This is a genomic window from Pseudomonas sp. NPDC088414 (assembly GCF_044753325.1).
GTDB lineage: Bacteria > Pseudomonadota > Gammaproteobacteria > Pseudomonadales > Pseudomonadaceae > Aquipseudomonas.
Genome location: NZ_JBIVMY010000026.1, coordinates 36,637 through 53,394 on the forward strand (window position 1 = coordinate 36,637; position 16,758 = coordinate 53,394).

Sequence of the window (16,758 nt, forward strand, 5' to 3'; positions counted from 1 at the left end):
GGTGTTATGTCGGGCTGTTTTCAAACCGTGAACACAGATTAATGAGCTGTCGAAAAGTGAAAAAGCGGCTATAAAGCGTTTGACTGTCTACCAGAGAGTGACAATGAACCCGTTCGAAGACATGCGTATTTTTTGCCAGGTCATGGATTCCGGCAGTTTCACTGCCGCGGCCGATCAGTTGGGCCTGTCCAAGCAGTTCGTCAGCCGCCGTTTGATGCAGCTTGAAGAGCGCCTCGGTGTGCGGCTGTTGAACCGTTCCACGCGACGCCTCGACGTCACGCCACTGGGCCAGAGCTACTACGAGTCGGCGCTGCGACTGCTGGGCGAAGTCGAACAGGTCGAGCAGGGCATCGCCGGGCAGACCGCCGAGCCGCGCGGGACCATTCGCGTCAGTGCACCGCTGTCGTTCGCCGTGGCGCATCTGGGGTGTCTGCTGCCGCTGTTTCTGCAGCGCTATCGTGATGTCACCGTGGAGGTGGATTTGAGCGACCGCCCGGTGGACCTGCTTGGCGAAGGTTATGACCTGGCGCTGCGCATTGGTGTGCTGGAAGACTCGACGTTGATTGCGCGGCGCATCGCCGCCATCGAACGGGTGTACTGCGCCAGCCCGGCATATCTGGCCGAACGCGGCACGCCGCTCAATCCCGAAGACCTGCACAGCCACGACTGTCTGCCGTACGGCCATGGTCGTTCGGTGCAATGGCGCTTCAACGCGGGGCAGGGCAAGCCGCTGCTGGTCAACGTCACCGGGCGCATGCGGGTGAACAATGGCGAGCTGCTGCGTGATGCGGCGGTGCAGGGCATGGGGATTACCTATCTGCCGACGTTCATCGTTGGCGCGGCGCTGAAGGACGGGAGGCTGGTGCCAGTGCTCGACGACTACCGCCCCGAACCGCTGACCCTGTCGGCGGTGTACCCGCAGCATCGCCAGGCCTCGCGGCCGGTGCAGGCGCTGGTCGAATTTCTGCGCGAACGCCTGAACCCGACGACCACCCACTCTCTGTAGGAGCTGCGGCAGGCTCGGGCCGCGATCGGACGATCTTTTGACTTTGTTTTTTTGAAGCAAGATCAAAAGATCGCAGCGTGCCGCAGCTCCTACACTGGGTGTATTTCAATTCGGGTTGGCATTGCGCATGTGGTGAACAAGGCACTGGATAACGTCGAACTGCCCGCATAACCCGTGTAGGAGTGAGCCTGCTCGCGATAGCGGTGGTTCAGGCACTGACGATGTTGGTTGTGCCGGCGCCATCGCTAGCAGGCTAGCTCCCACGGTGGAACGGCGGTGTGGCTTACAAAGTCGCAACAACCGTACTGATCGGGCTGTTCTAGACTCGGGGCCGCTCAATCACGAGCATCGCCCGGAGTGCGCCATGGAAGTGCCCGACAATAAAACCGCCATCGACAGCAATCGACAGGCGTGGAACGATTCTGCTCGCCATCATCGTGAATCGGCGGAATGGCAAGCGCTGTTGAACGACGTTTCGCAGGCTGATTTTTCCTGCCTCGACGACACTCTGCACGGCCTGCTGGGACAGGTCGGCGTCGACGGTAAAGCGCTGATTCAGCTCGGTTGCAACAACGGCCGCGAAAGCCTGTCGCTGTACGCCCTCGGTGCGCGCAGTGTGGTCGGTGTCGATCAATCGGAGGCGTTTCTCGAACAGGCCCGCGAGTTGAACCAGCGCTCGCCACACCACGCCGAATTCATCGAAAGCGATATCCATCACCTGCCGACCGCACTGCACAACCGCTTCGACGTGGCACTGATCACCATCGGCGTGCTGAACTGGATGCCCGACATCGGCGAGTTCTTTCGCCATGTCGCGCTGACCCTCAAACCGGGCGGCAAACTGGTGATCTACGAAACCCATCCGTTTCTGGAAATGGTCGACCCCGACGCCGAAGACCCGTACCGCCTCACCAGCTCCTACTTCCGTGCCGAGCCATTCGTGCAGGAAGAACCGATCGTCTACGTTGGCAAGGTCGAGCAGCAGGCTGCCAAGTCCTACTGGTTCGTGCACACCCTCGGCGCCATTTTCAGCGGTGCCATCGCCGCCGGCCTGAACATCGCGCACTTCAAGGAGTATGCGCATTCGAACCGGGAAGAGGTGTACGACCAGTACCTGAATCAGCCAGCGCAGATGCCGCTGTGCTTCACCCTGGTCGCCAGCAAGGCCTGAAGTTTTCCATCGATCCAACGGGCCTCATCGCTGGCAAGCCAGACTCCCACAGTTTTTTGGGACTTGCACAACACCCTGTGGGAGCTGGCTTGCCAGCGAAGGCGTCGATAAGGTCTCAAGTCTGGCTGAAAGAATCTGAACCAACTTTGCCCGTTTGACCCTTCTGAATGTTCGAGCAAGCCTCTGCCACATAGCCGATGGCTCGAAGCAACTCTTCATCGTCGTCATCGCTTAGCACTTGTTTCAGATATTCACGAATGGCCGCGACATCTACGAGTAATGACGGCAACTCCAGGCTGATGAGTTTGTGGCTCAACGTTCTGCTCCCTTGTGTTTTTGCGCCAATTTACTTGATCACGCCATTGGCAACAGTCAGGCATAGCCTTTAGGTCAGGAGGGCGATTCTTTTTCGGGTGTGGGCAAAGTCCTGTGTTACACACAAAACATAGCGAACAGCTACCTGCCTCATCGCGAGCAGGCTCACTCCTACACTTGATCGGTGTCGTACACAAATCCACTGTGGGAGTGAGCCTGCTCGCGATGGCGGCCAAATGGCCGCCATGCCTCTAACGATTGATCACGCCTGCGCCGTCGCGCTCACCACTGGCCGCCCGGGTTTGCGCAGGGGTTCCAGGCGTGAGCCGTCGTAGCGGGTTTCGCGGTAGAAGCGCCAGTGGCCGAACAGGCCGTAGACGTGGGTGACGCGGCCCTGTTCGTGGTAGCCCATGCGGATGTGCAGCTTCAGCGCCGGGATGTTGTGGGTTTCGCAGACGTCGACGACTTTGTCGCAGCCTTGGGCGGCCATCGCTTCCCACAGCGCGACTTGCACGTCCACCGACAGGCTGGTGCCGAAATACGGCCGGGCCATTTCTCCGCCGAATTCGAAGAACTCGCCGGGTTTGACCGGGAACCAGCAGCCGTAATAGTGGCGGTCGTGGTAGTCGCGAATGCTGCCCCAGATGAATGCCACCGCGTGGCCGTCGGCATCCAGATACATGTGCCCGGTGTGGCCTTCGGCGGCGAGTTCGGCCATGGTCTCGACGCGGTCGCCGAAGTGTTTGGCGAAGGCGCCAGTGTTGAGCTGGGTGATATCGACTTTGCGCAAACCTTCGTACGGACGCAGCTTGTGCGGTGGCACCGGGGAGACCAGATCGCGCTCCATCCACAGCAGCTCCCAATGGAAGAACACGTAGCGCTTCCACAAGGTGGCGAAGAGTCGGCCGAGGCCCTTTTGACGAATGCGTTCGCGCAGTTTTTCGATAACACTCATGTTGCCCTCCCTGGCCGAAGCCCGGTGTGGTGGATGTTGCTTTTGTGGGTATAGATCACACCTGCAACGCCGTTTCGAAGCGCCATCTTCGAAAGTATTGCAAGTTATGTAGATCAATCGAGTGCCGCAGCACCGCGTAGAAAGTCCTTGTTCAGGTCGGCATAGGAAACCCGTGGAACGCCCGGCAGCCGCTGCTCTAGCACGCGGCTCAGGGACTCTCCGGGATTGAGATAGGCATCCCCGAAATCGCTCCCGAGCTCATTCGGGTGGGCAACGATTTCCAGCACGCCGTCGGTCGGCGCGGGATCGTTGCGCAGGTCCACCGGGGTGCACACATAGTCCGCCGTGGCTCCGGCCAGACGCTGCAAGCGCCAGTTGAGCAAGCCTTTGAACACGCGTTTCGGCAGGCTGAGGTTCTGCCCCAGGTTGCGCGCCAGACGAATCGGCACGCCTTGCTGAGCGGCAAACCGCGCGACGATTTCACCGATCGGCCAGATGTTGTGTACGTGCTGATGCGAGTCGATATGGCTAGGTCGCACGCCATGTTCGACACAGCGCTGCCACTGCGCCTGCAACTCTTCACGCACCGCGTCACGATCTTCGCGACTGAGCAAAAAGCTGTGCCGTGGCAGGCTCAGATCGAACACGCCATGGCCATCGCAGAAGGTGCGACTGCGCAGGATCGAGCTGCTCAGCGGCCGCCCGTAAGTCAGGTTGAAGTGCAACCCGACCCGACCTTGCAGCGACGGATGCCGGGCCATCGCGCTGGCTGCTTCGAAGGCCGGCATGTTGGCCATGGCCGTGGCCGAGCTGATGACCCCGGCCTGAAACGCGGCGAAGATCGTCGCGTTTTCGTTCGGGCTCAAACCGAAATCGTCAGCGTTGACTATGACTTGGCGAGGCATGATCGCCCTCCGTGGTGACGACGACAGGTGTGGACACAGGGGCAGGTTTGGCCGCGCGTCGCGCCCGCCATTGCTGCACTGATGGTTTGATTCGCTGCCAGAGCCGCAAGCCAAGCCCCAACAGGATCCCGCTGGGGCGCCAGGAATAGAAACTCCAGCGCCAGTGTTCGAGTTGGCCGGTCATGCGTTCGTGCAACTGATGGCTGGAGTTCTCCAGGCTCACCCGCGAGGCATCGATCCAGCGCCAATGCTCGTCCAGTCCCCAGCGAATCCATTCCTCCAGCAGCACCCGGCCGCTGCCCAGATCGGCGTATTGCGGCAGGAACGCAAGGTTGTAATCGTAGAGTCGGCCCTGTTCCAGCAAGCCGAGGCGATAGCTGATACAACGCCCGTTGAGTTCCAGCGTCACCACCCGCACCAGTCCCTGGCCGGCGAGGGCGGTGAAGGCGCGTTCGATCCATTGCCGACTGCGCTCGCTGGCAAAGATCCCCACGCCTTCGTCGCCTTTCCAGCTCACCGCTTCGACTTCGCTGATCGCTTGCAACAGTGGACCCATGCTCTGCGCGTCGGGGCTGATGCGCCGCACCTGGGCGCCACACGCGGCAATTCGTTTGCGTGCGCGCCGCAGCTTGTAGCGTGGGTCGCCGGAGACCTCCTGATGATCGGCGTCGCTGATCAGATGCACCGGCACCCGGCAACTGAGACGGCGTTCGCCAGCAGAGCTGTGAGCCATCCATGCGGTCAGGGCGCTTTCCTCACCCGCCGGCTCGGACAGTTCGTTGAGCTGCAGCAGGGCGTGCGGCAGTTGTCGGCGGATCAGGCGCAAGGCTTCGCGCATGTCTTCGCCCTTGAGTAATGACAGCAGCGCCAGCCGGTCCGCCAACGGATAGCCCAAGTGATGCAGCACGCGGAATGGCACGCCGGCAAAACGCTCGCGGCCCGCCACCAGTGGCAGGCACAGGCGCAATTCGTCCGCATCCCAACCGAGCAGGATGTGCAGGCGCTCACCCGCGCCCAGTGCCTGTTCCGCCGCGCACAACCAGCCCAGGTGGTTGAACGGTGTGTGATCCGTCACCCGCAGGCGCAGCGCTTCATAGGCGGCTGCCGGGAAGTCGGCCGCGCACAGTGAAGTGCGCCATTCGAATCGCGCCGTCATGGGCTCAGGCCGCCGTGGCTGTGACAGGTGGACGGGACGGTTTGCGCAGCGCATCCAGGCGCGAACCGCTGTAGCGGGTTTCGCGGTAGAAGCGCCAGCGCCCGAACAGGGTGTAGACGTTCATGATCCGGCCTTGCTCGGTGTATCCCATGCGCAGGTGTAGTTTCAGCGCCGGGATGTTGTGGAATTCGCAGACGTCCACCACCTTGTTGCAGCCCTGGGCGGCCATGGCTTTCCACAGTTCCAGTTGCAGGTCCACCGACAGTTCGCTGCCCCAGTAGGCACGGGTCAGTTCGCCGCCGAATTCGAAGAACTCGCCGGGTTTCACCGGGAACAGGCAGCCGTAGTAATGCCGGTCGAAATAGTCCCGCGCGCTGCCCCAGATGAACGCCACAGCATCGCCCTGATCGTCCAGGTGCATGTGCCCGGTGTGCCCTTCGTTGGCCAGCTCGGCCATGGTCCCGACGCGATCGCCGAAGTAGCGGGCGAAGGCGCTGGCGTTGTCGGCGGTGATTTTCACCACCCGCAGTGGCGGATACGGTTTGAGGCTGTGCGGTGGTACCGGACTGACCAGATCGCGTTCCATCCACAGCAATTCCTGATGGAAAAACACGTAGTGCTTCCACGCCTTGGCGAGGGTGGCGCGCAGGCCTTTTTGTTTGATGTGCTGGCTGAGTTTGCTGACGATACCCATGTTCTGTACTCCGGCGATATCGCAGGGCGAACGACTGTGGCGAGGGAGCTTGCTCCCGCTCGGCTGCGCAGCAGTCGCCAATGGGGTTGCAAGTATTGGGGCCGCTTCGCAGCCCGGCGGGAGCAAGCTCCCTCGCCACAATTTTGTTTTCGCCATGCATTGTCTGAAATTGGGGTTCATGACGCGCTCCAGCTCAACGCGAACAGGGTTTCCCCCGGCAACTCGAAGCTGACGCGTCCGTCGCGGCAGGCAAGCGGCGCGTCGCGGCTGCGGTTGTCTGCGCCGAAGTAACGCAACGCGCCGCTGTTCAGCGGGCATCTGGCGCCGCTCAGGTCGACACGCTGCAACCGCGTGCCTTTGTTCACCCCGAGCAGGCCACGCTGGTCGTCGTCGGCCATCGCCAGCACGTCGACTTCAAACGCATCGTTCTCCAGCCACAACACCTGATGCAGCCAGTGCTGCGCGATGAACTGCTGGGCCAGACCCACCGGTTTCAGCTCGAAACGCTCAGCGCCCAAAACCCGGATCATGCCCTTGGGGTACTGCGGCTCGTCGGCGGCCTGAAACCAGTTGAGCATCGTCAGCAAGCCGTCCTGCGAAGCGTTGATCACCACCGAGGCCCACCACAGCGAGGCGTAGTGGGTTTCCTGGTCGTAGGGGCTGAGGCTGGAGCCGCTGGACATATTGGTCTGATCCAGCAGCAAGGCTTTGCGCGGCTGGCCGTGGCCATCGAGGCCAACCAGTTCGGCGGCGCGGCGCACGCTGTCGCGGTAGACCCGGGTGGCGAGCAGGTCGCGGATCATCCATTCGTGCCACGCCAGTGCGTCGATCTGCTCGGCGGATTCACCGAGCAAACGTCGCGCCCAGTCGATGCCGCGCTTGTCTGCGGCGTTGTCGGCAAACGGCCCGTTGACCAGCCGTGAACTGGCCGGCATGGCGATGCGCACCCCGGCCCTGGCATTCGCCGGATCACTGCGCACCTGTCTGGCCATGCTGGCGAAAATCGCCCGGTATTGTTCGAAGCTCGAATAGTTGAGGTTCGGCTCATCAGCAAAGCCGATGTAGTGCGTGCCTTTGCCGCCGAGGGCGCGGGTGCCGGCCAGCCATGCATCGAGGCCGCCATTGCTTTGCACATCGGCGCGCAAGTCAGCCTGACGCTGGCTACCGGCGAGCAGGGTGATGTCCTGACGGATGCCGAAGCGCTCCTGATAAGCCAGACGAAACGCGTCTTCGAAGTGCGGATTTTTCGCCGTGACATCGACAAAACTGTAGTAGCTGGCGGCGGTCGGTTTCAGCGCATCCAGCACCGCATGACTGGCGGCGGGCGGCATCACGTAGGGCATGGCGATGCCCAGATCCGGCGTGCGGCCGAGGATTTTGTCGTGCAGGGTCAGGTGGATCTGGCCGGTCTCTTCGCGCACAGGTTTGAGTTGCTGCGGAGTTTGCGCAAACCGATTGGCCGTGCCGTCGAGCCAGAACGCCGCTTTGCCGCTGCCTTGCAGACGCAGGCGCCAGACCTGTTCGCGCTCGCTGACCGGCAACGCCAGTTGATCGAACTGCCAATAGGCGCGATAGGGTTTGAGCGTTAGCGTCAGCGGCTTATCGTCGCCGACCCGTTGCGCTTGCAGAGCGTTCACTCCGCCATGGAACTTGCCGGCGAGCACCGCGTGTTCCCCCGGCGCCACCTTGAAATACAACTCGTCGCCGTTCTGCGTCTGCGCGCTGAAATGCACCTTGGCCGGCTCGAACAGCGCTACCGTGTGCTCATCGTGTTCGACCCGGTAATTGCGGAAGCTGTAGCCGGGAATTTCCAGACGATAACTGGCCGAGCCGGGCAGTAACGGCCAGCTCTGAGTGCCACGGGTTTCGCTGGCCTTGATCAAGCGCTCGCCCTGCAACTTACCCTGGCCGTCGAGCAGGTAAAGATGCTCTTCGTTGGCGTCGGCCTGCCACGCCGGGGTCCAACGCACCGTCACGCTGTCCGGGCGATCGGTTTGCAGGTACAGGCTGCCGTCGCGGATCTCGCCCCAGCGCATCGACGCGGCAAAGGCGTCCAGCGACAGGCCGAGACCGAGCAGCAGGACCAGGCGTTTCATGCGGCCTTCCGTTGCAGCATCTGCCACATCGGCGCGATGTCGCTGGGCAGGATGATCAGGGTTTGCCAGAACGCCACGCCGCTCAAACGGCAGTACAACACCAGCATCGCCACGGTGACGGCCAGATAGGCAATCGACGAAGCCGCTGCTGCGCCGACGATGCCGTAGGCCGGAATCAACACCAGGTTCAGCGCCAGATTGAGCAGGGCGCCGAGGCCCATCAGCAGCGACACCGTGCCGGGGCGGTTTTTTCCCAGCAGGTCCAGCCGCAGGATGCTCGCGTAGCACAGGCCGAGCAGCCCCGGCAGCAAGGCGAGCAGCGCCGGATACGCCGGTTGGTAGGCGATGCCGAACAGGGTGACGATCAACCAGTTGCCGATCACTGCCATGCTCAGGCACGCGCCGAGCATCACCGTGGCGGTCAGGCGCAGGGCCAGCGGGGTGACCTTGTCCATGCCTTCGTCCTGTTGCAGCAGGCGTTTCATCAGCGGCGTGGTCACCGCTTCCGGCACGATCAGCAGCAACTCGGCGGCGGCGCTGGCCATCGCGTAATGACCCAGCGCGGTGCTGCCGAGCAGGGCGCCGATGAACAGGTAGTCCGAGCGCAGAATCACTTGCTGGAACAGCAGGTCCGGATGGCTGCGCGCGCTGTAGCGCAGCAGTTCGTTCTGGCTGGCGCGATCCCACTGCAACTGCAGCGGTTGCGCCCGTTTGAGCCAGACCCAACCGGCCAGCACCACCAGGCTGATCCCGGCCAGCCAGCTGATCAGCGCCGCTTCCAGCGCCGCGCTTTTCCACATCCAGAACAGCGCGAGAAACAGCAGCAGCGGCGCCAGTGATTCGGTCAGGCGCAAGGCATTGAACGCGACCACGCCGCCGGAGGCGTTGTGCAGGGTCAGCAGGCCGCTTTTCAGCACCGTCAGCGGCACCGCCAGCAGCAACAGCCAGGCCAGCAGACCGAGCTGCACCGTGACATCCAGGTCACTGCCGAATTCACGCACCAGCGCCACCACCAGCAAGGTCAGCAGACCGGCGAGCAGGCAACCGAACACCAGCACCTGACTCAGCAGCAGGCCCATCGGCCGTTGCTTGGCAGCCTGATAACCCACGGCCGAGTTCAACCCGCCACTGGTGGCGGCGCTGATCAGGTCGGGCAAGGTGCTGAGCAGCGCAAACAACCCGCGTTCACTCGGCCCGAGGATCCGCGCCAGCAACACGTTGCGCAGCAGGCGCAGGGCGATCATCGCCAGCTTGGTGCCCATGCTCAGCGCCAAGTGCCTGAGGTAGTGGCTACGGCTCATGGGCGGTTGCCACGGAAGATGCGCCACGACAGCAGCTCCGGATTACGTGCGGTACGCTGGCTGACGCCGAAGCGCGGCAGGTTCAGCGGATCACCTTCGCCGCGATAGATGCCGGTGCCGGTGCCCAGGGCGAACGGGTAATCGTGCGCGGCAATCTGCTTGCGCACGCGCTCGTCGTTGTTGCCGTTGGGGTAGCAATACACCGGCAGCGGCCGGTTGCAGCCGTTGTACAAGGCATCACGGCTGCGGCTGATCTCTTCGCTCAGGCGCACATCGTCCAGTTCTGTGAGGATCGCGTGGCTGGCGCCGTGCGGGCCGAAACGCACCAGCCCGGAAGCTTCCATCGCGCGCACCTGATGCCAGTCCAGCGCTTGGGGCTGCGCTTCGGGCGGACATTCGTCGGTGAGGCGTTCGAGCATCGCCGGTTCAAGGGTTTTCAGGCCTTGCAGGTAATGCAGCAGCGACAGGCTGCGCCGGTCGACGTCGATGTCGTCGACCAGCACCGGCACCGGGTGATGAATCGCGTGCAGGCATTCGATCAAGTGCATGCGGGCCTTTTCGCCGTGGCTGCCCCACAGGGTTTCGCCGAGGGTTTCCCACCAGAAGCGCTGACGGCTGCCGATGAAATCGGTGGAGAGAAAAATACTCGCCGGCACCTGGTGTTTTTGCAGCAGCGGGAACGCATTGACCGCGTTGTCGCGCCAGCCGTCGTCGAAGGTCAGCGCCACCCGTGGGCGTTCGCTGCGCAGGGAAGTGGGCGTCAGGATGTCCATCAGCGGCACGCAATCGAAGTGCCGGCGTAGCCACACCAGCAGGTGTTCGAAGGCTTTCGGCCCGACACACAGCTCATTGCGGTGCGGCAGGTCGGCGGCGCGGTCGTTGGCCAGCACCCGGTGCAACATCAGGATCACTCCGGCACCGTGCAACTGGTTTCGTCCCACGGACGAGTTGAGGTAAAGCCAGCCACTGGTGCGTTTTATCAGTTGTTTGATCGCCATGGCTTCGCTCCTCTCAACGGTTTTGTTCAGGGTTCCACTGGGCGTAACGGTGGCCGCGCAGGAACTGCCACAGGCCGATGCTCATGCCTGCCAGCGTCACCAGCAGGAATGCCGCAAGGCGGAACGGTTTGGGTAACCGGTGTTGTGAATCCAGCAGCCCGGCGATCGCGACGGCGTAGCCGAACAGTTGCGCGATCAGGGCCAGTCGATAGAAACCGTGGTCGTTCCACAGCCAGAAGTTGCTCAGCAGCAACGGCAGCAGGAGGATCGGCGCCAGGCGGCGGATCAGTTTGTGGCTGATCAGCGCGATCGAATACAGGCCATGTTTGAGCGGGTTGAGCAGCTCACTGCGCTGGGCGAGGCTTTGCAGGCCACCGACAGTGACGCGTTGACGGCGGCGGAACTGTTTGTCCGCCTCGTCGACACCGTGGTCGATCACTTGCGCCTCGGGCACGTACACAATGCGCTTGAAGGCCACCGGTGCACAGGTGCTGAGAAAGAAGTCGTCGTTGACCTCCGCCGGTACGCTCTGGAACAGCTCGCGGCGCAGGGCGAGCAGGGCGCCGTCGGCCGAGACCATGCAACCGGTGCGGTTCTCCACCCGACGCAGCCAGCCTTCGTAATGCCGGTACAGGCTGTCGCCGACGCTCAAGCCACCGCCGGTCACCGGAATCACCATGTGCCCGGCGCAGGCGCCGACATTCGGGTCACTCAGCGGGGCGAGCAGGTAGCCGAGGGTTTCCCGCGACCATTGGTTATCGGCATCGGTGAACACCAGAATATCGCCAGTCGCCAGCGCCACGCCGGCATTCAGCGTCGCGGCTTTGCCCTGGCGCGGCAGGTCGAGCACGGTGATGCGCGAATCAACCACCTTGTGCGCGCAGGCCACGGTGTCATCAGTGGAGCCGTCGCTGGCGAGAATGATCTGCAGCGTGGCCGGCTGATAATCCTGCGCCAGCAGCGTGCGCAATTTGTGCTCGATGTGCCGCGCCTCGTTGTGCGCGGCGATCACGATGCTGATGTTCAGCGGCGGCGCCGGGCTGTGGCGCCAGGCCGGGAACAGCGGCGCCAGCACGGTCAGCAGCAGCGGGTAACCCAGATAGGCGTACACCGGCAGCAGCAGGCACAGCCAGAAAATGAATTCAGCCACGGGCAGGCCTCCTGGCGTTCCAATGACACAGACTGAGAATGAACGCGGCCCCGGCCAGGTGCAGCCGCAGCCAGTGCAGGCCCCACAGTTGCAGGGTCAGGGCCACGTCGTGATGGCGTGAGCTCTGACGAATGCTCAGCACCAGCGCCGGAATCAGGGTCAGCGACACCATGATTGCCGCGTGATGCGGAAAACCGTTGAGCAGCGCGGATATCGCCAGCAGGTCCAGCAGCCAGGCCATCAGCGACAGCAGCGGAAAGCGCAACAGCCGCAGGCTGAAACCGTGGGTGCGCAGCAGTTGCAGATGACTGCCCTGACGCCACATTTCCTTGCCCATCCACTCGCGCCAGTTCATCTCGTAGCCCCAGTGCAGGGCCACGTTGTTGTTCACCGAGAGCAGCCGTGCGCCTTGTTCGTGCAGGCGCAGGGTGAACTCCTTGTCCTCGCCGGTGCGCAGGTGTTCGTTGAAGCCGCCGACCTTTTTGAACCAGCGCCGGCGCATCAGCAGGTTGGAGCTGGGTAGCCAGTCCACCGGGTGCGAGCTCTGGCTGGACGGGCGCAGCGTGCGCCGTTGCCAGGCAGCGGCGTACCACGGCGCGGCGGCGGGTGTGTGCAGGTCAAGGCCGAACACGTCGGCTTGCGCGCTGTCCTCCAGTTCGAACAATGGCTTGAGCCAGTCTTCGGGCATTTCGACGTCGGCATCGATAAACGCGATCCACTCGCCGCTTGCCAGCAGCGCACCGCGATTGCGCAGCGCACCAATCAGCAGGCCTGGCAGCACCAGCACCTGCGCGCCGAACTGGCGGGCGATGTGCGGGCCGTCGTCGTTCGAACCGTTGTCGACCACGATCAACTCGCAGTCGACATCGGCCGCATGTGCGGCTTTTTGCGCGGCCAGCAGCGTGCGGCCAATGTGCCGGGCCTCGTTGTACATCGGGATAACGATACTGATCCGGTTCATGCCCGGGCCTCCGTCGATGGCGCTTGCTCGGCCTTGAGGCGCAGCACACTGGTTAGCGCGAGCATGATCCAAACGTATTTCTGGTTCGGTGCGCTGAGGAACATCAGGAACAGGGTCAGCGACAGGAAGCTCACCCCGAGGTGGGTCATCAGGTCCGCCTGTTGCCAGTCGCGTCGCAGCATCCACGCGGCGCGCGCGCGGATCAGGTTGTACAGACCGAGGCCGAGCATGCCGACAAACAGCAGGCCGGCGGGAATCCCCAGTTCACTGAAGATTTCCAGATAGGTGTTGTGAGCGCGGCGGTACAGGTCGCCGATCTTGCGATTGGCGGAAAACGCCTTGGCGTAGCCGGTGGTCGCGTAGTGCAGCGGGAAGGTGCCGGGGCCGGAACCGAGCAGCGGGTTCTCGCGGATCATCTGCCCGCCGACCACGATGTACGAGGCGCGCCGGCCGAGGGATTCGTCGTCGTGACCCTTGGCCCCGGCGCTCAATACGCTCAGGGACTGGATGCGCGCGAGGTAACCGGCGGGCATCGCGTAGATCGCCAGCGGAATCACGATGGCTGCGCCGAGCATGGCAAAGCCCAGGTGCCGTGGACGAATGCGGGTCAGTTGCGTGCGGTAGTGCCAGCAGCCGATCAACAGACTCAACGCCACCACCACCAGCCCTGAGCGCGATTCTGTCTTGGTCATGCCGCCCAGCAGCAACAGGCAGCAAGCGCCCCAGAACAAGCGGTGCAGCAGATTCGGCCCACGAATCACCAGCAGCAGCGCCAGCGGAATGGCGAAGGCGATCAGCAGGGCGAAGGCGTTGGGGTCTTCCAGCAGCCCGGCGGCACGCCCCTGATCCTGGAATTTGGTCGAGAACATCGCCATGGCGCAGGTGGCGCTGACGCTCAGGGTCACCAGACGGGCGAACAGGTCGAGGTTCAGTTCGCGGCCGATCAGCAGGGTGATGACAAACAGGATCAGGCCGACGCTTAGTTCACGCAGATGCCCCAGCGACATGCCCAGGTCATCGGTGTTGAGCAGACTGAGGAAATACAGCACCAGAAACCACAGCAGAAACCGCCAGATATTGCTGCGCAGACGCTCGGACGGAATCTGATGCATGGCCAGTTGCAGCATCAGGATCACCGCCAGCGAGGCGCCGATCAGTTTGCTCCCGGACAGCGCGCTGTCCTTGAAGAAACCTTCTAACGGCACCAGCGCGGCAATGCCCAGCAGGCCCCAGGTCGGCTTGCGGTACAACACCGTGAAAGCCACCAGACCAATGACCGCGCCCGGCGCCAGAAACGGATAAGGACTGGCGAGCAGACCGATGCAGACCATGCCGAGCAGGGTGACGATCGAGAGCGGGAAAATCATGCGCGTGCCTCCCGTGCCGTGCGGATGTACAGCTGCGACCAGCGTTCGGCCAGGGCCTTGAGGTCGTAGCGATCCTGTTGCGTACGCTTTGCGTTGTCGCACAAATGCCGGGCCAGCTTCGGCTCGCTCAGCAGGTTGTCGAGCTGACGGGCGAGGTCGGCGCTGTCGGCGGGTGTCGCCAGCAGACCGTTATGTCGGTGCTCGAGCACATCGGGAATGCCGCCGACAGCGAACGCCACCACCGGCACGCCGGCCTGCATCGCTTCGAGCAGAATCATCGGCGTGCCTTCGGTGCGCGAGCTGATCACCAGCGCATCCAGGCGCTGCCACCACGGTTGCATGGCGGTCTGGTAACCGGGCAGGCGAATTCGTTGCTGCAAACCTGCGGCGTCGATCCGCGCCTGCAGCGCATCACGTTCCGGGCCGTCGCCGAGCATCACCGCGTCCAGTTGCGGATGCTGGTGACACAGCGGAATCAGCGCATCAAGAAACAGGTCCGGGCCTTTCTCGCTGCTCAGGCGCCCGACGTAACCGGTGAGCCAGCGCTGGCTGTCAGTGGTGCTGATCAGCGCGTCGGCGGCGGGCAATCCGTTGGGGATCACCTGGAGTTTGTCCGCCTGCACGCTGGCCTGACGATGCAGCATGGCAATGCTCTCGGCCACACACACCACCCGATCCACCGACGCCGTGCGGCACAACTGCAGACTCAACCAGGTGTAGAACTTCTGCTTGCGGCTGCGCGGGGTGAAGCCGTGTTGGGTAATGACCAGCGGCAAACGCAACAGCGTCGCCGCGACCCAACCGAACAACAGCCCTTTGAAATTGTGCGTGTTGATCAGCGGCCGTTCGCTGCGCCGGGCCCGCAGGTGGCGCAACAACTCGCCGAGCCCGGAGCAGCCACGGCAATCCACCCCGGCCTCACGAAAGCGCGCGATCAATGCCGGCGGCGCATCGAGAAACAGCACCTGGTGCTGCCCCGGTGTCGCCAGGCAGTGATCGAGCAGCATGCGCTCGGCCCCATAGAAGCCGCCGCTGCTGAGCAAGTGAATGATCGGCAGCGCGGCATTCGGGGTGGAGGGCGTGTTCAATTGCGCACCCAGTGCACGAAGCTTGGCACGGTCCAGTTCTTGTGCGGATTGCTCGGCAGCACGTTCTCGTCGTTGATCACCAGCAACACCGGCAGGCCCAGTTCGTGGGTGATTTGCGCAGGGTGTTTGAAACGGTGATCGAAGAACTCACGCACATAGACCAGGGCAATCGCCAGCAGCAGACCGGTGAACAAGCCGAACGGAATGATCAGCAGCGGTTTGGGGAACGCCGGTTCGGTCGGCTCGAACGGCGGGCTGAGCACCTTGGCGTTCGACAGATCATCGTTGAGCGAACCGGCGGTGCTGCTTTCGGCGAAGCGCTGGGCGTAGGTCGAGAACGCCGTGTGCAGCGCGTCGATTTCCGTGTCCATCTGCCGCAGCTTGCTCTGGGTCTGCTGCAAGGTGTGGATGCGGTTCTTGAACTCGGCGATGCGCGCGGTTTTCTGATCGATCACCTGTTGCACCACGGCCAGGTCGTTGGTGCGTTCCTGAATGCGGTTGCTCACCACTTTGAGGAACTGCTGGCGGGTGCGGGCAATCTGCTCGCGGGTCAGCAGCATCGGCTCGCTGCCGGGCTGGAACACCGCGAGGTCATTCATGTAGCGGCTGACTTGGGTGGTCAGTTGTTCGCCCAGCTGTTTGATTTCCCGATCCTCGAACGCCACGTTATCGACGGTGGTGGTGAAGGTGAAGGGGAAGGTGTAGTCGTTGAGCTTGTTGCTGCTGGCGGCCGTCAGCGCGGTTTTCAGGTATTCGAGCCAGCGCTGGCTCTGTAGCAGACGATCCTGGTACAGGTTCAGGGCCTGCTCTTCGGTATTGATCGCGTTCAGGCGGAAGGTGATTTCTTCCTTCGGATCGGACGATGCAACACTTTCCAGCAGCGCTTGTCGATTACCTTCCAGCCCGTCGAGACGCACCTGATACAGGTGCTTCTTGGTTTCATAGAAGGATTGCGGCAGGTCGATCGATTGCAGCGCCTGACGGCTGCCCAGATAGTTCTGCAGCAGGGTGGCGACGAACGTCGTGCCCTGATGCGGATCGGGGAAGCTGTAGACGATCGAGATCACGTTGGAGCCGGGCAGGGTCTCGATTTTCAGGCTGTTGATCGCATCTTGCGTGAGGCCGTCGAGCACGGTGTCACGCACCGGATCGGTTTGCAGCCCGAGCATGTTGCGCAGCGGGTTGATCAGGTACTGCCGCAGCGGCGACGTGACATAGCGCCGGAACGGTTCGCTCACCAGTTTGGCGAACACGCCCACCGGCGGGTTGTACTCGCCCTTGTCGCGCAGCTCGCTGATGGTCTGGCGGATCAGCGCCGGCGACCGGAGGATGTTGCTTTCGGTTTCCATGTCCGCCAGCGACGGCGGAATGAAGGTGGCGTTATCGACCGTCAGTGACGTGGTGGCGTCACCCTGGGAGAGTTTTTTCGACTGCACGATCACCTGAGCGGTGATATCGAAGCTCTGTTTGAGCACCAGCGGCAGCAGCAACGCGATGACTGCAAAGATCAGGAAGACCCGTTTCACCAATTGCTTGTTGGCGAAGAAGATCCTGAAGAACTCATGCAGGTAGTTTTCCTTTGGATTCATGATCGG

At 62.8% G+C, this 16,758-nt stretch carries 15 protein-coding genes; 2 read left to right on the forward strand and 13 right to left on the reverse strand.

Annotated elements, in window-relative coordinates; translation table 11 throughout:
* Positions 1 to 103 precede the first annotated feature (103 nt).
* A complete protein-coding gene (locus ACIP8I_RS20135) occupies positions 104 to 1,006 on the forward strand; it encodes a LysR family transcriptional regulator (RefSeq protein ID WP_258675181.1) in 903 nt (300 codons plus the stop codon).
* A 364-nt stretch (positions 1,007 to 1,370) separates the two neighbouring features.
* Positions 1,371 to 2,177 carry a class I SAM-dependent methyltransferase gene (locus ACIP8I_RS20140; protein WP_400763321.1) on the forward strand — a complete coding sequence of 269 codons (807 nt, stop codon included), beginning with the start codon at positions 1,371 to 1,373 and terminating at the stop codon, positions 2,175 to 2,177.
* Positions 2,178 to 2,292: 115 nt separating this feature from the next.
* On the opposite strand, the gene ACIP8I_RS20145 is transcribed toward ACIP8I_RS20140, so the two are convergent.
* The 13 genes from ACIP8I_RS20145 to ACIP8I_RS20205 all read right to left on the reverse strand — a co-directional run bounded on the left by ACIP8I_RS20145 (position 2,293) and on the right by ACIP8I_RS20205 (position 16,752).
* Entirely contained in the window at positions 2,293 to 2,493 is a 201-nt protein-coding gene (locus ACIP8I_RS20145; RefSeq protein WP_007961298.1) for a hypothetical protein, read from the reverse strand.
* A 261-nt stretch (positions 2,494 to 2,754) separates the two neighbouring features.
* The gene (locus ACIP8I_RS20150) at positions 2,755 to 3,447 is read right to left on the reverse strand and encodes an N-acetyltransferase (RefSeq protein ID WP_367085098.1); all 693 of its coding nucleotides are present in this window, start codon (positions 3,445 to 3,447) and stop codon (positions 2,755 to 2,757) included.
* Between the two features lie 113 nt (positions 3,448 to 3,560).
* Complete coding sequence (locus tag ACIP8I_RS20155; RefSeq protein ID WP_400763325.1) at positions 3,561 to 4,352, reverse strand: ChbG/HpnK family deacetylase; 792 nt, start codon at positions 4,350 to 4,352, stop codon at positions 3,561 to 3,563.
* Positions 4,324 to 5,508, reverse strand: coding sequence for a GNAT family N-acetyltransferase (locus tag ACIP8I_RS20160; protein ID WP_400763327.1), 1,185 nt, complete (start codon positions 5,506 to 5,508; stop codon positions 4,324 to 4,326). The genes ACIP8I_RS20155 and ACIP8I_RS20160 overlap by 29 nt, the downstream gene beginning before the upstream one ends.
* Before the next feature lie 4 nt (positions 5,509 to 5,512).
* Positions 5,513 to 6,202 (reverse strand): GNAT family N-acetyltransferase, encoded by a 690-nt coding sequence (locus tag ACIP8I_RS20165; protein WP_400763330.1) that lies wholly within the window; start codon positions 6,200 to 6,202, stop codon positions 5,513 to 5,515.
* A 176-nt stretch (positions 6,203 to 6,378) separates the two neighbouring features.
* Entirely contained in the window at positions 6,379 to 8,298 is a 1,920-nt protein-coding gene (locus ACIP8I_RS20170; RefSeq protein ID WP_400763332.1) for a hypothetical protein, read from the reverse strand.
* Entirely contained in the window at positions 8,295 to 9,599 is a 1,305-nt protein-coding gene (locus ACIP8I_RS20175) for a lipopolysaccharide biosynthesis protein (RefSeq protein ID WP_400763335.1), read from the reverse strand. The genes ACIP8I_RS20170 and ACIP8I_RS20175 overlap by 4 nt, the downstream gene beginning before the upstream one ends.
* Positions 9,596 to 10,597, reverse strand: coding sequence for a polysaccharide deacetylase family protein (locus ACIP8I_RS20180; RefSeq protein ID WP_007961316.1), 1,002 nt, complete (start codon positions 10,595 to 10,597; stop codon positions 9,596 to 9,598). The genes ACIP8I_RS20175 and ACIP8I_RS20180 overlap by 4 nt, the downstream gene beginning before the upstream one ends.
* Positions 10,598 to 10,610: 13 nt before the next feature.
* Positions 10,611 to 11,747 carry a glycosyltransferase family 2 protein gene (locus ACIP8I_RS20185; protein WP_400763337.1) on the reverse strand — a complete coding sequence of 379 codons (1,137 nt, stop codon included), beginning with the start codon at positions 11,745 to 11,747 and terminating at the stop codon, positions 10,611 to 10,613.
* Positions 11,740 to 12,708 carry a glycosyltransferase gene (locus ACIP8I_RS20190; protein ID WP_400763339.1) on the reverse strand — a complete coding sequence of 323 codons (969 nt, stop codon included), beginning with the start codon at positions 12,706 to 12,708 and terminating at the stop codon, positions 11,740 to 11,742. The genes ACIP8I_RS20185 and ACIP8I_RS20190 overlap by 8 nt, the downstream gene beginning before the upstream one ends.
* On the reverse strand, positions 12,705 to 14,075 hold the full coding sequence (locus ACIP8I_RS20195) for an O-antigen ligase family protein (protein WP_400763341.1): 1,371 nt from the start codon (positions 14,073 to 14,075) through the stop codon (positions 12,705 to 12,707). Before ACIP8I_RS20195 ends, ACIP8I_RS20190 begins: the two co-directional genes overlap by 4 nt.
* Positions 14,072 to 15,163, reverse strand: coding sequence for a glycosyltransferase family 4 protein (locus tag ACIP8I_RS20200; protein ID WP_400763342.1), 1,092 nt, complete (start codon positions 15,161 to 15,163; stop codon positions 14,072 to 14,074). Before ACIP8I_RS20200 ends, ACIP8I_RS20195 begins: the two co-directional genes overlap by 4 nt.
* Complete coding sequence (locus ACIP8I_RS20205; RefSeq protein WP_007961331.1) at positions 15,160 to 16,752, reverse strand: Wzz/FepE/Etk N-terminal domain-containing protein; 1,593 nt, start codon at positions 16,750 to 16,752, stop codon at positions 15,160 to 15,162. Before ACIP8I_RS20205 ends, ACIP8I_RS20200 begins: the two co-directional genes overlap by 4 nt.
* Positions 16,753 to 16,758: the final 6 nt, after the last annotated feature.

Coding starts and splice junctions, on each gene's coding strand:
- ACIP8I_RS20155 (WP_400763325.1), bottom strand. CDS start 4,352: ATGCCTCGCCAAGTCATAGTCAACGCTGACGATTTCGGTTTGAGCCCG.
- ACIP8I_RS20180 (WP_007961316.1), bottom strand. CDS start 10,597: ATGGCGATCAAACAACTGATAAAACGCACCAGTGGCTGGCTTTACCTC.
- ACIP8I_RS20205 (WP_007961331.1), bottom strand. CDS start 16,752: ATGAATCCAAAGGAAAACTACCTGCATGAGTTCTTCAGGATCTTCTTC.
- ACIP8I_RS20165 (WP_400763330.1), bottom strand. CDS start 6,202: ATGGGTATCGTCAGCAAACTCAGCCAGCACATCAAACAAAAAGGCCTG.
- ACIP8I_RS20175 (WP_400763335.1), bottom strand. CDS start 9,599: ATGAGCCGTAGCCACTACCTCAGGCACTTGGCGCTGAGCATGGGCACC.
- ACIP8I_RS20160 (WP_400763327.1), bottom strand. CDS start 5,508: ATGACGGCGCGATTCGAATGGCGCACTTCACTGTGCGCGGCCGACTTC.
- ACIP8I_RS20170 (WP_400763332.1), bottom strand. CDS start 8,298: ATGAAACGCCTGGTCCTGCTGCTCGGTCTCGGCCTGTCGCTGGACGCC.
- ACIP8I_RS20150 (WP_367085098.1), bottom strand. CDS start 3,447: ATGAGTGTTATCGAAAAACTGCGCGAACGCATTCGTCAAAAGGGCCTC.
- ACIP8I_RS20190 (WP_400763339.1), bottom strand. CDS start 12,708: ATGAACCGGATCAGTATCGTTATCCCGATGTACAACGAGGCCCGGCAC.
- ACIP8I_RS20135 (WP_258675181.1), top strand. CDS start 104: ATGAACCCGTTCGAAGACATGCGTATTTTTTGCCAGGTCATGGATTCC.
- ACIP8I_RS20140 (WP_400763321.1), top strand. CDS start 1,371: ATGGAAGTGCCCGACAATAAAACCGCCATCGACAGCAATCGACAGGCG.
- ACIP8I_RS20195 (WP_400763341.1), bottom strand. CDS start 14,075: ATGATTTTCCCGCTCTCGATCGTCACCCTGCTCGGCATGGTCTGCATC.